The organism is Neobacillus sp. (assembly GCF_031988165.1).
Taxonomy (GTDB): domain Bacteria; phylum Bacillota; class Bacilli; order Bacillales; family Cytobacillaceae; genus Neobacillus; species Neobacillus rhizosphaerae.
In genome coordinates this window covers 1-14,565 of record NZ_DALZYO010000052.1, presented here as the reverse complement: position 1 = coordinate 14,565, position 14,565 = coordinate 1, and the positions used below count along the sequence as shown (strand labels likewise).

14 protein-coding genes are annotated in these 14,565 nt (G+C 39.3%); 4 read left to right on the top strand and 10 right to left on the bottom strand.

The features are described 5' to 3' along the window. Positions 1-24: 24 nt before the first annotated feature. From RTR43_RS22845 to RTR43_RS22800, 10 genes are all read right to left on the bottom strand, one after another. Positions 25-732, bottom strand: a complete 708-nt coding sequence (locus tag RTR43_RS22845; protein WP_312475685.1) for an ABC transporter ATP-binding protein — start codon at positions 730-732, stop codon at positions 25-27. Beyond that, positions 723-1,535 carry an ABC transporter permease gene (locus tag RTR43_RS22840; RefSeq protein WP_312475647.1) on the bottom strand — a complete coding sequence of 271 codons (813 nt, stop codon included), beginning with the start codon at positions 1,533-1,535 and terminating at the stop codon, positions 723-725. Before RTR43_RS22840 ends, RTR43_RS22845 begins: the two co-directional genes overlap by 10 nt. A 379-nt stretch (positions 1,536-1,914) precedes the next feature. Beyond that, positions 1,915-2,466 carry a nitrous oxide reductase accessory protein NosL gene (locus tag RTR43_RS22835; protein WP_312475644.1) on the bottom strand — a complete coding sequence of 184 codons (552 nt, stop codon included), beginning with the start codon at positions 2,464-2,466 and terminating at the stop codon, positions 1,915-1,917. Continuing rightward, positions 2,463-3,743 carry a right-handed parallel beta-helix repeat-containing protein gene (locus tag RTR43_RS22830; RefSeq protein ID WP_312475642.1) on the bottom strand — a complete coding sequence of 427 codons (1,281 nt, stop codon included), beginning with the start codon at positions 3,741-3,743 and terminating at the stop codon, positions 2,463-2,465. The genes RTR43_RS22835 and RTR43_RS22830 overlap by 4 nt, the downstream gene beginning before the upstream one ends. Before the next feature lie 208 nt (positions 3,744-3,951). Continuing rightward, positions 3,952-5,130, bottom strand: a complete 1,179-nt coding sequence (locus RTR43_RS22825) for an MGDG synthase family glycosyltransferase (protein ID WP_312475640.1) — start codon at positions 5,128-5,130, stop codon at positions 3,952-3,954. Between the two features lie 194 nt (positions 5,131-5,324). Further along, positions 5,325-5,924 (bottom strand): DedA family protein, encoded by a 600-nt coding sequence (locus RTR43_RS22820; RefSeq protein WP_312475638.1) that lies wholly within the window; start codon positions 5,922-5,924, stop codon positions 5,325-5,327. Positions 5,925-5,932: 8 nt separating this feature from the next. After that, positions 5,933-6,631, bottom strand: a complete 699-nt coding sequence (locus RTR43_RS22815) for a polysaccharide deacetylase family protein (protein WP_312475636.1) — start codon at positions 6,629-6,631, stop codon at positions 5,933-5,935. Then, entirely contained in the window at positions 6,631-8,001 is a 1,371-nt protein-coding gene (locus RTR43_RS22810; protein ID WP_312475634.1) for a sensor histidine kinase, read from the bottom strand. Before RTR43_RS22810 ends, RTR43_RS22815 begins: the two co-directional genes overlap by 1 nt. A gap of 4 nt (positions 8,002-8,005) precedes the next feature. Next, complete coding sequence (locus tag RTR43_RS22805) at positions 8,006-8,704, bottom strand: response regulator transcription factor (protein WP_312475633.1); 699 nt, start codon at positions 8,702-8,704, stop codon at positions 8,006-8,008. A 185-nt stretch (positions 8,705-8,889) separates the two neighbouring features. Next, positions 8,890-9,483 carry a putative ABC transporter permease gene (locus RTR43_RS22800; protein ID WP_248737861.1) on the bottom strand — a complete coding sequence of 198 codons (594 nt, stop codon included), beginning with the start codon at positions 9,481-9,483 and terminating at the stop codon, positions 8,890-8,892. A 648-nt stretch (positions 9,484-10,131) separates the two neighbouring features. Here RTR43_RS22800 and RTR43_RS22795 point away from each other — a divergent pair. From RTR43_RS22795 to RTR43_RS22780, 4 genes are all read left to right on the top strand, one after another. Then, positions 10,132-10,746, top strand: coding sequence for a TetR/AcrR family transcriptional regulator (locus tag RTR43_RS22795; protein ID WP_312475630.1), 615 nt, complete (start codon positions 10,132-10,134; stop codon positions 10,744-10,746). 173 nt (positions 10,747-10,919) lie between these two features. Beyond that, positions 10,920-12,452: a DHA2 family efflux MFS transporter permease subunit gene (locus tag RTR43_RS22790; protein WP_312475682.1), complete on the top strand. Its 1,533-nt coding sequence runs from the start codon at positions 10,920-10,922 to the stop codon at positions 12,450-12,452. A gap of 231 nt (positions 12,453-12,683) precedes the next feature. Continuing rightward, the gene (locus tag RTR43_RS22785; protein WP_312475628.1) at positions 12,684-13,409 is read left to right on the top strand and encodes an ABC transporter ATP-binding protein; all 726 of its coding nucleotides are present in this window, start codon (positions 12,684-12,686) and stop codon (positions 13,407-13,409) included. Further along, positions 13,406-14,464, top strand: a complete 1,059-nt coding sequence (locus RTR43_RS22780) for an ABC transporter permease (RefSeq protein WP_312475626.1) — start codon at positions 13,406-13,408, stop codon at positions 14,462-14,464. The genes RTR43_RS22785 and RTR43_RS22780 overlap by 4 nt, the downstream gene beginning before the upstream one ends. The last annotated feature ends 101 nt before the right edge of the window (positions 14,465-14,565 follow it).

The window sequence follows — 14,565 nt, the reverse complement described above, 5'->3', positions numbered from 1 at the left end:
TCCATTAAAGCATATTCGCCCCGATTATTCCTCTTTTTGACGATAGCGGCCCAGCAGCTCCACCATAAATTGTTTGGGATCCATGTGGTCATTTTTGATTGCTTCTACGATCATTCCATTTTCCATAAAGACCACTTGGTCGGCCACCTCTGCGGCAACATCCATCATATGGGTCGAAAAAATGATTGTCGTCCCGCTCCGCTTTATTTTTTTCAGCAAATCAATAAATACATCTATCCAATACGGATCCAGCCCATTTGTCGGCTCATCCAGTATCAACACGGAGGGGCTGGCCAACCATGCTTGGCCAAATAAAAGCCTTTGACGCATCCCTTTTGATAAGTGTTTAATCATGTCATCCTTTTTGGTCGCTAACCCAAGAATTTGGATGACTTCCTTCACCCTGGATGGTGGTACCTTCCTAAAGGTCCCATAAAAGGTTAAAAACTCGGTAACGGTCATTGTCTCTTGGGCAAAAAACTCATCCGGCATATAGCCGATTAACGAAACATACTGTTTTCGTTGATGATTGATATCAACCTTATCAATCATCACCGTGCCACCACCTGGGGCAGAAATGCCGGCAATGATATGAAGTAAGGTACTTTTACCAGCACCGTTTCCCCCGCAAAGGACAATGCACTCACCGTCCTCAGCTTTTAATGAGAACGGATAAAGGGCCGTTTTTTGTTTAAATAGCTTGGAAACATTAATAATTTCGATCATAGAAATCTCCTTCTTCGTAGGCACAGAATGGAGAGGGAAAACAGAATCAATAGGTAAGCCATCATGTAGCCGATTAGAATGCTCCAGCCGGTGCCCGATTGAAATAGGTGAACAACCCCATCATATGACGCTCCAAAAATCGCACCGCTATCCCATTGAATGATTAAAAAGACACGTAAAAACTCGGCAGGATTTAAAACCATCGCGATTTTCATTAATGGGTCTATCAGCGGATAAGGAACGAGACCTAACAAGGCAATTAGTGCGGTCGGCCAAATCATGATTAAGAAGAACCAGATGGCAACAGACGTCATTAATGCCTTCCATCTTGTTCTCGCAACGGTTCCAAGAAAAAGGCCGAGAATCAAAAATACATAGATCAGCAGGAGCGAAAAGAGATAAATGCCAAGCAGCCATGGTAGCGATAGCTGGATGCCTGCCAACAAACCAATTGCCATGCTGATCCCAAAGCTTAATGTGAATACAGTTGCTTGAGCGGTCATTAGCCCGGCCAATTTTCCAACTAGATAAGTGGGGATACTAACGGGATACGTACAGAGAAGATGCCACTGTCCACTTTCCATTTCATTGGTAATCGAAAAGGAACCGATAATCATCATGAAAAGGGGCAGCAAATACAGAAGGATATTAACGATTGTTCCCGTTATATTCGTAAAGCTGGAAATTCCAGTATTATTTCGTTCTAGTAAAAACAACAGGGAAAACACCAGCACCCAGAGGATTAAAAACAGGTAATAGGAACGCTGCCTCGTCATTGTCTTCCATTCAGAAAGCCATAAGTTTCTCATTTTTCATTTCCTTTCAAAAAACGTATATGGCGTTCCAAGCCACCATCGACTATGGAACGCCACATCATGCAAAGAACCAACCTAGCAGAACAAAAGGTGCAAGCGCCCGTTTAGCGGCGTATGGACTGGAGCGCTCCAACTGAGATAAAGGAAACACGAAGAGCGATAGCGATTCGATGTTGACTTATCGTAGGGCGGAGAGCGAAGTACACTAGCCGCTGGGCGCTGGAGCTGGATTCAGAGAACTATTTCAATTTATCCACAATTAATTATTTTATAATTTCCTAAACAACAAGAAAAGCGCAAGGCGCTCTGCCCCTTTTCCATACAAAAAGACAATCTGAAATGACTGTCTCTTTGCGCTTATCTTCTATTGCTTCTAGTGGCTATCCTCGGAATGTTCCATTTCCATTTTCATGCCATCTTTGCCGCCATCCATTTTCATTTTTTCCTTCATCTCTTTGACCATTTCTTCATTCTTTTCCCACGAATGATTAGAAAGTTTATCATAGGTTAAAAGGCTGCCACCATTTTTATCGATAAAACTTTGCGCATCTTTTTTATCTGTAAAAGAGATGACATTATAGGCCATAGGCGTTCTGATTGGTTTGTCATACACATAAGAGGCAGTTTCTGCTTCAATCCATTCCTTCGAGTCATAGTCTTTCACAAATGAATTAGCTATTTTTTTATCCTTATTTTCTTTCTTCCATTTGTACATACAGCCGATATCATCAAATACCATAGATTTACCGTTTTCCAAGATAATTTCTGTTGCGAACTGATTGTTTTTCACAGCCATATGACAGATTTCACATTTATCGGTTTTTTCATTGATTGCTACTGGTTTAATTTCTTTTTTTCCACAGCCAGCGATGACGAATAAGGATAGGATGGTTATCAGTAATGTTTTTAGTAATTTGTGTTTCATGTTTTTTTCCTCCCAAAATAAATTACAAGTAAACTGGCAAAAATCATTGCCAGGCATATGAACCAGAAGATGGTCCTTTGCTGTTCAGGTTGTATATGGTTCTTTAACTCATTTTTCATTAACGGCTCTTTATCTGTTACTAGCAACTCTTCGGGGCTTTTTAGCATTTTTTGCAGTAACATCATCCCTGGATGCTGAAAGAATAGCTGATAGGGAGGTGTTTCCATTGTCAGATGAAGAAAGAAGGGGTCAGCACTGTAAGCCAGATTGCTCATTCCATCACCGTCCGTATCAAGCTTCAAAGCGGCATCCCAATAGTTTTTTTGAATCGTATTATCGGTTCCATCCGTCGCTTGAAAATCATTGACATTGCTGATAAAGGCATTGCCCTTGATTACATTTTTCTCGATTCTATTCATTTGTGCCCCAACAAAATTGGCCGAGAATTCGTTGCCTACCATTTTATTCCCACTCGAATCTTCGATAAACATCCCAACCCGGTTATCTGAAATCCGATTGCGACGAACCGTGGAATCGTGAACATCGAAGAGAAGCAGTCCTTGAGCGTTCACATTTTGGTTATTTTCAATCAACTGATTATCCTCAAAGACGGAATGGTGGGTCCCCATTACCATCGCCCCTGTAAAATTACGTGCAGATACATTCTTACTAGCGGTAATATTGTCAGAAAACATGACGTGCAGCCCGTACCTTGAATCGTTGATGGTATTGCCGCGAAAGGTGTTATAGTGGCTATTTTCCATATAAAATCCGTCTTGGACGTGATCAATCTGGATACCTTCAAAGGTATTATGATGGGATTCCCAAAGATCAAAGCCGTTCGCCTTAGTCCTTCCAGTAATTGTGATAGCTCGGAAACGACTATTTTTAACCTCATCCAACTTCATACCCAAGTTGGCACCTTCTATCGTTATATCTTCAAGCTGATGTTGTTTTCCACTCAAATAAATGGCAGAAGAACTTTCCGCCTTTTGACAACCAACTATTTTGATATGTTTCAAGCTTACCTTTTTACCGGTAATCGTCAGTACAGGTTTAGAAGAACAGCTTTTAAAAATGGTCCCTTTTTCCCCCTCCAGGACAATGGGTCTTTTTAAAACAATTTCCTCGTCGTAAATACCTTCCTGCAACTTAAGTACAGCACCTTCGGGAAGAGCATTAATTTGTGACTGGAGCGATGCTTCTGCAAAAGCCTCCTTTCCTCCCAATAAACTAATCATCACCGCCATAAAAAATAGTTTCACTACCACTCTCATTCGTTTTATTTCCTTCCTAGAAAAACATAAGTTATTTCATAGTTTAAGGGTCTTAATGTGTAACAAATAATAAAGTAAACGAATTCACCAATATTTCATATGACTCGGAGGGGCTATTTTTCCATTTATAATTGACATTTTTGAGAAAAAAAAGAAGAAGAACCATGAACATGGCTCTTCTTCTTCAGTCTGAGTATTTGAAATTCAATTATGCCCCTGCACTTTGAAAAACCTTTGACTGACCAACAACTCCCGTTTGAAGACTGCTCGTCTTTTGATCGAGGATGGCACTTATCACACCTAACATTGATTCCGGGTTATCCAGCTCTATTCCCTTCTGATAGGAATGGACGGCCTGCTCCCAGCAATTCATTTTGTCAGCATCCAGCAAAACATCGAGCAATTGTTTTTCCAATGGAAGTTTCTGATCAAGTTCAAATGCAAGCTTGTTGTCTTTTAAATAGTGTAAATTAATTTCCTCCTGACCTGGGAGCGTGGAATGAACAAAGATAGGAAGCTGCTTTTTTAAAGCTTCACTTATTGTGACACCACCAGGTTTTGTCATTATGGCATCGACCTCTTCATAAATACTATTCATCTCGGTCCTTGATGAAAGATATGGTAGTGGTTTAATATGCGCTAAATCCCATGAAAGAATTTCATCATATAGTTTACGATTTTTTCCGCAAAGAACTAGATAATCGATCTGCGTGGAGCGTTTTAACTCATCTGCTAGTTTTGCAATTCCGCCCAAACCGCTATTTCCCCCGGCTATTAAAATTTTCGGGCGTTCGTTGTGTATTTTTTGCCTAACGTCTTTTTTGGTAATCCTTTCATGAATTGGAATACCAGTGACAAACAGACGTTGTTTCGGAATTTGATACTTCGTAAGTAGATGTTCCTTTACCTGCTGACTTGGAAGAAAATGAACATCAATTCCCTCTCTTCCCCAAACACTATTAATAAAGAAATCAGTATAGACATTAATAATGGGGACGTCGCATTTCCCCTTCATTTTTAACCTGCTGATTAAATAAGAAGGAAAGGCATGAGTACAAACGAGCAAATCCGGTTTTTCCTCCGCTAGCAACTGCTCCATTTTTTTCAAAAAGAGCGGTTCATACCACATAAAGGAATGACCCTTTGTAGGCGGGACGTAAAAAAAGCTTTTGTATGCGAGTTTATAGGTTTCAGGTGCGTAGCGAATCCATTTTAAGTATCCATTGGTAATCATTTTTTCTAGCGATTTATTTGTATAACTTAACAAGTCTATTTTTTTAAAAATAATATCTTCTGTATGATTTTTTAATAAATCCATAACTGCCTCAGCGACTTGGTGATGTCCTGATTGCATCTGTAAGAGTGGTAAAAAAAGGATCTTTTTCATTTGTTCCATCTCCTGTTCTGATAGGAATCGTTCCTTGAAAAGGATGATTTCTAATTATCCATTTCCAATGTATCACTGTTTTCTTGAGAAACGTGGTTTTTAATGGATTTTTAATCTTACCTTCAGCATTTTTTTAAGAGTATTTTTTTAACAAAAACCCGAAAAAGGGCTTTCGGGTTTTTGTTTATCTAGCTCTATTTAGTTGGTTCCGTTATTTTCCTTTTTATATACTTTATTATAACATATAGGAAAAAAAGAATTAAGAAGATGATTCCTAAATAAGGAACATAATCTGGATTTATGTGGAAGATTTTCCCTAGAAAATATCCAGCCATAATAAAGGGGATGATCCAGAGCAGTGTGCCCAGCAGGGAAAAGAGGAAAAACCTCCGAAAAGGAATGTTCGTTATCCCAGCAAAGTACGGGCTTATTTGCCTGATACCTGGCAGATAAAAACCGAACACGATGCTTTTACGGACATTTACTGTATATTTACTACTTACTTTTTCCCAGCGTTCATTGGTAATCCCTACATATTTGCCATATTTTTTGATAAAAGGGGCCCCGGCGTATCGTCCACACACATAGGCTGTCAGCATGCCGACAAACGCCCCAAGAAGGGAAGATCCCATAGCCAATCCCAAGGAGAGCCTGTGATGGACACACAGTACGCCGATTAAAAACAAGAGCGATTCTTCGGGCGCAGGAATGCCAACAATACCAAAGAATAAAAACAAGAAAATAACTAGGTATCCATATATTTCAATGTATTGTACAATCGTCTCAACATTCATAAATGCCCTCATAAATCTGTTAATGTCACAAATTTTGTTCCCTTTTTTATGTTTTCCTGTAAATAGATTTCTAAACTCTTGAGCATATAGCGAGGTGCTTCCTTATCCGCACCTAGCGTTTCCCCACAGTCATGGAGCAATAATATCGAACCAGGTTCTGTTGCTGCCAGCAGTTGCTTAAGCAGACCGCTTTTCCCTTTTACTACCTTCCAATCTCCGAAGATATGCGACCAGAGGATTACCTTATATGGTTTACTGATAAGCAGACTGAAAAGATTAAAACTCCCCCATGGCGGGCGGTAAAACCTTACTTTTTCATTCGTACATTCCATGATTGCCTGTTCCGTCAGCAGCAGCTGTTTTTTTAATTGAAGGGGTGAGAGAATCCAGCTTGAAGTATGTTCAAAATGATGAATTCCTATCGTATGGCCCTCTTGATTCATTCGTTTAATGATATCAGGGTACTTTTTCACCTTACTGCCAACTACAAAAAAAGTGGCCTTTACACCGTTCTTTTTTAATAGATCCAATAATTGCGGGGTATATTCAGGATTAGGACCGTCATCAAACGTTAAGGCGATTGCCTTTAGATTCGTCTTTTTAGTAATGCCCCAGCTGTTGATACGAATAAGCACTGTTGGCAAAATAGCATATAGAAGAAATAAAATGAATATTGCGATAAAACTTACGATTACGATTTTAATCATTATTCCTCATTCCTTTTTGGTAAGAACAACTCCACCTCTGTTCCTATTCCCACCGTACTTTTTACTTTAATTTCACCACGGTGTTGCTTAATGATATTTTTGGCAATGGATAAGCCCAGTCCAGTTCCTCCAGTTTCACGGCTTCTTGCCTTATCAACCCGGTAAAAACGTTCAAATATATTGTCAATTTCATACTCTGGTATACCGAGTCCATAGTCTTTTACCCTTACCCTGGTTAACTTTTTCGAGTCTTCTAAGTAAACCTCTACTTTGTCCATACTATACTTTATCGCGTTATCAATTAATATAATAATTACCTGTTTGAGCTTTAATTCATCTGCCATCACAGTAATCCAAGCTTCATTAAAGTGGAGGTTGATTTCACGCTTATAGGCTGCTTGAAGTTGTTTGCATATTTTCTCGCAAAAACAAACTAAATTGAATTCTTTTGTTTCTAAACTATTTCCAGATTCAGTATCGGCTAAATCGAGAAATTTTTCTGTCATTTTTTGGATTCTAGTAGCTTCTGAATAAATCGATTCAATGGCATCGTGGGCAACCTCTTCATTCCGTATTCCCCTTCTTAGTAAAAGGTCTGCATAGCTTTTAATAACCGTGAGTGGGGTTTTTAATTCATGAGAGGCATCCGAAATAAACTGTCGTTGTTTTTCTAAACTTGACTCTAGTCTGCCAATCATTCGATTAAACGTAACGGCCAGTTTGTGCAGTTCGTCCTTTGTTTCATGTTGAATGACAATTTTTTTCGGGGTACCACTTTGTTCAATATCCTCCATCGTGTTAATCATATTGGAAATAGGCCTCATGATTAGATTCGATAGCCATCTACCGCCTACTAGAGATAATACCGCTCCTAAAATCGTACAAAACGTAAGTATGGATAATAATAAGTCCTTTCCTAATTCCAAGCCTGCTAATTTCTTCCCAAACTCTAGTGTTCCAATAACTTGTCCTTTCGATTTGAATGGCACCCGAACAATAGCAATCTGTTCTTCTTGATTCTTTAATTTAATGGTCACACGCTCTGTTTCTTTTTTATCGGCAAATTTCGCCTTTATTTTAGCAGTCATCTGCTGATCATTTGTTACTTGATTGACAATTTTTGAATCAGGTTGAATGACCCGAATATAAGAATGGTTCGCAAGGTAGGGCAGTAATTTTTCCTTCGTATCGGCAAGGGAGGTTTCCTTGTTAATTTCCTTTATCAATGTATCTGCCTTCTGATGTAGTTCATCATCCTCCATATTGACAGTAATTTTCATAAAAGAAAAAAAGACCACTGAATTTACAGCAATTAATACACAAAGTACCCAAGCGGTTGTGATAAGGTTAATTTTTGTTGTAATCTTCATTTGCTTAATTCTCCCTTACTGTATAACCGATTCCCCTAATCGTTTGAATAATCGTTGGGTCAGAAAAGCCTTCTTCGATTTTCTTTCGTAAATGTCTGATAAACACATCGATGACATTTGTTTCCCCTTCATATTCATAGCCCCATACATGATACAGGATATTTTCCCTTGTGACGATTTTGTTTTTATTAGAAAGCAAATACACTAACAAATCAAATTCCTTCGGGGTTAACGTAATCGAAGTCTCCCCCCTGGTTACCTCTCTCGTTTCAACATTAACGGTTAGATCCCTAATCGCGAAAATGGAGTCATCCGATATTGAAGCCTTGACAGCAATGGAATTCTGACGAAGACAAGAGCGAATTCTCGCCAATAATTCCTCAATCTCAAATGGCTTTGTAATATAATCATTGGCTCCTTGGTCAAGACCTGCCACCTTATCCATTGTCATATTACGGGCAGTTAGTAAGATGACTGGTATGAGAGTATTTACTTTTCGAATTTTCCTTAATACTTCAATGCCATTCATTTCGGGCAGCATGACATCTAATAAGATTAAATCTAGTTTTTCGTTCAAGGCTGATTGCAATCCCGACTTTCCGTCATAAGCAACCACTACCTCATATCCTTCATACTCAAGTTCAATCTTTAGGATCTTTGCAATCTGTTTTTCATCCTCTACTACCAAAATACGCTGTTCCAAGGTTACCTCTCCTTTATGGTGCATTTCTCAAGGCGCCCATTCCAACTATTATGCGTAAAACGCTCCCCTCCAATGTAGCATTATTTTTACTTATATTTCTTTTTTTCATTGAATTTTAATCTTTTTGCACGCAAAAGAGTGCCTAACACCACTACCATTTTTGTTAGGCACTCTTTTTTATGAAGCTATTGAATGGGATTAGTTGATTCCTCCGTAACGAAGTCTTCTGTAGCGTGTTTTCGGATTGCCAAAACAAAGTCAGCAAGGAAGTAGAGTCCTGCTGCTGCCCCTATCCATGTCCAAAAAGGTTCAATGACTCCATACATTGTGACCATAGCTGGATGAACCCATTTCAAGCAAATCATTGACAGGAATACCCAACAGAGGGAAAAGGGTAAGCAAATATGACCATGCAGCTGCATTGGAGCGTCGGAATAATCCCACCATTGGCGATTGAATAATTTCTGCAGCAAGGCACCGCTCGCATACTCAACCAGCGTCGGAATGAAAAAGCATAAAAGGACTACAACCGCCCAATGTGTGCTTGGTGATATCAAAAAAACTAAGAGGAGAGGGGCAATGCCGTACATCGGCTTAAAAGGCCCCCATAAAAAATTGGCCTTAAAAAATGTACCCTTTGTGATGAAGTTATAGCTATTTTCTAGCAGCCAGCCAATAAACGCATACATCGTGAAATAAAAAAGGATAGCCGCCACTCCTTCTACATTAAAAATACCGGGAATTTGTACTTCCATACCATTCAGCAAGCTAATGATCATGGCTAAACCACCTTCCATGGATGGGAATTTTACTCCTATAGGTTTAGCCTCAAAATTTCCAAATATACCTAGAAAACACAAAAAACTATCATGAGCCTCAACTCCCAACCCAACCATAGAAATAAATGTAGAGAACAAGCCGTAGTCACCTAATAAAGGCGGTGAGAGCAGAGCTAGACTTCACATCTTTCGTCTAGTGAAATGGGTATTTCACTTTAACTGGTTAAAGTGATTCATTTTTGCGGCGCTCCGCCCCTTTTCCACTGAAAAAGGGAAATGCGAATTCAACAGGCTTGGTTAGGGAAACCAAGCCTTTCAGATTAACATTTAATTTAATTTGATTTGGACTTTGCTTTCTGTTTTGAACTAAATTTTACAACGGAAGCAAACATGACGACCATGCTCCCTAAGCCGATCCAAGCCAAAGCTGAAGTTGGATGGTTCCAGCTTAAGCCTTTGCCAAAGAAGCATGTCTCCCCTTTATTCGTCATTTAATGAACAAGCTGTTGATTATTATTCACATTGTTTATTATAATTGGTCTATCATCAATAGCAATAAACAACTAACTGATCAAGTGTTTATTACTTAACACAATGCGATTTCCTGTTCATTTATAACAAAAAAATTTTTATAAAGGGGGCGTAAATATGTTGGAACGGCCAACAGATAGACGGATTATTCGAACAAAGCGGTTGATCCGTGATGCTCTTACAGAGCTGATGGAGGAAAAAGGATTTGAAGCGATTACGGTCCGTGATTTGACAGAAAAAGCGGATATCAATCGCGGCACCTTTTATTTGCATTATCGTGATAAATTCGATTTATTAGATCAATGTGAAGATGAGATTATCAACGAGATTCAAAAGCTAACTCATAAGATAGATCCAAAAGATGCATTAAAATTTGATGGTCAAAAAGAACCATTCCCGTTTATCGTTTACTTGTTTGAATATTTACAAGAGAATTCTAGTTTTATGAAGGTTGCCCTAGGTCCAAAGGGAAATGCATCATTTCAGGTAAAATTAAAGGAATTAATTCGAAGGACCTTTTTTCAAAATATCCTCTCCAAATTAAAACAGGAAGAAATGCTAGTCCCAGTTGATTTTCTCATTGCCTATGTCAGCTCAGCCCACCTCGGTGTGATCCAGCATTGGTTAGAAAGCGGGATGGAAAAATCACCGCGGGAAATGGCACTGATTTTATCGCGCATCACCCTTTTGGGTCCTAGACATGTTACAGGGTTGAATAGTAAAGAGCTATAAGGACAGTTTAACCAAGAGGGAATGGCTTAGCTTAGCTTAGCTTATCTAATAAATTCAATTCACTAGGATGGGAAATTTTTTTTGTTGCAAAAATTGAACTGATGGTGATATTATAGACATTGCTTGAAACATAAGTATAAAAAAATGAACCAATAGTTCGAGGGGAGATAATGATGGGATCATCCAATGTCAATAATAACCGTCCACCGTATGGGATTCTTGCCATCCTTATGATCGGGGCTTTTATTTCAATGTTAAACGAAACACTTTTAAATGTAGCACTTCCATCGATTATGAAGGATTTAGATGTCGAAACATCGACCGTTCAATGGCTTTCAACAGGATATATGCTGGTGAATGGAATTATGATACCTGCAACTGCCTTTTTGATTCAAAAATATTCCGTAAGAGGGTTATTCCTAACTGCGATTAGTTTATTTACAATTGGTACATTCCTTGCAGGATTCTCTACCGTTTTTCCTGTTTTATTAATTGCTCGGTTAATCCAAGCTTCTGGATCAGCCATTATGATGCCACTATTAATGAATGTAATGTTAACAAGCTTTCCACCTGAAAAAAGAGGAGGAGCTATGGGGCTTTTCGGGCTAATTTTCATTTTCGCACCAGCAGTTGGACCTACCTTATCTGGTTGGATGCTTGAACATTTTGACTGGAGAATGTTATTCCATTTTGTCTCACCAATTGCTGTGATTGTTCTATTAATTGGTGTTTTCCTGCTTAAAGATAAAAAAGAAAAAGTAGATATCCGTCTTGATTTGGTCTCGCTTTTGTTATCAAGTGTGGGCTTTGGCGGACTGTTGTATGGATTTAGCTCAGCAGGTAGCAAGGGCTGGGATAGTCCACAAGTATATGTAACGATTATTGTCGGAGCGATTTCATTGATTGCGTTTATTTTCCGTCAACTTAAACTTGAAAAACCAATGCTTGAATTCAGAATTTATAAATACCCAATGTTTGCATTATCATCAGCGATATCTGTTGTCATCTCTATGGCCATGTTTTCAGCTATGTTGCTTTTACCAATCTATGTTCAAACAATTCGTGGAATTTCTCCAATGAAATCGGGCTTGATGATGCTTCCAGGTGCGATTTTAATGGGAATTATGTCTCCTATCACTGGGAAATTATTTGATAAGATTGGCGGCCGGATATTAGCTGTTATTGGCTTAACCATTACTGTTATAACCAGTTATTTCTTCAGCAAATTAACCCTTGATACATCTTATGCACATTTAATACTTTTATATTCAGCACGGATGTTTGGGATGTCGATGGTGATGATGCCGGTCATGACAAATGGCTTAAACCAATTGCCAGCACGTTTCTATCCACACGGAACTGCGATGAACAGTACACTGCAACAGGTGTCAGGGGCAATTGGTTCTGCGTTGCTCGTCACAATCATGACAAGTCGTACGAAAACACATGCAACCGATTTAGCGGCCTCTGCTATGAAACACTTAACCGAGAAACCTACTCCAGCAATATTAGCTGAAATGAAGCAACAGGTTGCCATGAAAGCGATGTTGGAAGGGATAAACGATTCATTCGTCGTTTCGGTTGGAATTGCCTGTATTGCTCTTGTTCTTGCCTTCTTTATTAAACGCGCAAAACAAGCTGAGGATCCAAACGAAGTGAAACCAACTGATCAACAAAAGATTGTCAAAAAATTAGTAGAAAACTAAGCTGTAAGGGGTGACGATATGTCACCTCTTTTTTTCATATATACATACATTTGAAGAGGGGTCCTTTTAAAATTTTTGTATCCGAGCAACTATTTGGTCAAGGAAATTTTCCGTCATCGAACTCTTTTTTTGAAATAATAAACATATTGCCCCGTTCTGTTCATTGTTAAAACCGTCTGGAGTTGTAAAATAATATCATAAGAACAGTTTATCTTCTGGGAGGTTATGAGAATGGATCCAACCATTAAAGTGGAACAAGTCAATAAAAGCTTTGGTAAAAAACCCGTTTTGAATGATGTTAACTTAACAATCCCAAAAGGGCAGTTATTCGGGTTCATCGGTCCTTCTGGGGCAGGGAAAACTACGCTTGTCAAAATGATTGTCGGCATGGAAAAGGCCGATATCGGGACGATTCATGTTTTAAATAAAAAAATGCCCAATCTCGGTTTGCTGCAGGAAATCGGTTATATGGCCCAATCCGATGCCTTGTATGTAGAGTTAACCGGTGAAGAGAACCTGAAATTTTTCGCATCGCTTTATAAGCTGAATAAGGAGGAACAGAAACAGCGGATTGCCTATGCAGCTGGCTTAGTAAACCTGACAGCTGACTTAAAAAAACGGGTTGCCGCCTACTCCGGGGGAATGAAGCGGCGCTTATCACTGGCCATCGCGCTCATTCAAGATCCAAAGGTATTAATCCTTGATGAACCCACCGTCGGCATTGACCCCGAATTAAAATTGTCCATTTGGAATGAATTGTTACGGTTGAAAAACGAAGAAGAAAAAACGATCATTGTAACCACCCATGTGATGGATGAAGCCGTGAAATGTGATTATGTAGCCATGGTCAGAGATGGGCGAATTATCACTAGTGGTTCACCAAACGAGTTAAAAGCGTTATACGAAACTGACGATTTTGATGAGGTATTCCTGAAAGCGGGGGTGAAACAAGCATGAGAGTCTTGGCATTAATCAAAAGAATTTGTCAGCAAATGTTCAGGGACAAACGAACCTTAGCCTTGTTGTTTGTCGCACCCTTATTAATTTTGACCCTGATGTACTTTTTATTTAATGGCAGTACCGTTAACCCGAAATTAGGTGTTGTCGGGATTGATGAAAATCTCGTAAAAATCATCGAAAAGGCAAAAATTGATGTAAAACAGTATGAAAAGGTAACCGCTAAAACAGTCGTAGCTGACGACCTGGACGGTTTATTGGAGCAGGATAACGGAAAATTCAAGTTAACATTGCAGAACGATGACCCCGGTACAGCGAAGGCTTTACAAATGAAGGTTAACCAAGCGGTCGCAGCGGCTGGACAAATCAAGTTGATTCAGCAAAATCCTGCACTTGCGGCTAATATCACTCAAAAAAACATTGAAACAAAATATGTTTACGGAAATAAAGACACCGTCTTTTTTGATGTATTAAGTCCGATTTTAGTCGGATACTTTGTCTTCTTCTTTGTGTTTATCATTTCAGGAATAGGATTATTGCGCGAGCGGACAACTGGTACATTGGAAAGGTTGATGTCAACGCCAATCCGAAGGACAGAAATTGTCACGGCCTATTTGGTTGGTTATGGAATATTTGCCGTTATTCAAACAGTTATCGTCGTTTTCTATTCCATTAACGTTCTTGACTTGGTTCTTGTCGGTTCCATTTGGAATGTGCTCTTGATTAATTTGTTGCTTGCATTGGTTGCATTATCTTTAGGGATTCTTTTATCGACTTTTGCAGCATCTGAATTCCAAATGATTCAATTTATCCCGATCGTGATTATTCCGCAGATCTTTTTTGCCGGAATCTTCCCACCAGAGGGAATGGCGGATTGGCTGCGAGCCGTTGGAAAAATTATGCCCATCTACTACGCAGCAGGCGCATTAAAAGATGTTATGTATAAAGGGGCTGGCTTCAGCGAAATTAGCGGCGACCTTCTCGCCTTGGTCATCTTCGCAGCCATCTTCATAGTGCTTAATATCTTTGCCTTGAAAAAATACCGGAAATTATAATAAGAAAAGCGCAAGGCGCCCGCCTATCGGCGTATGGACTGGAGCGCTTCGACTGAGATAAATGTAAACTCGCCGACTGGCAAGCCGTTAGGCGAAGACAG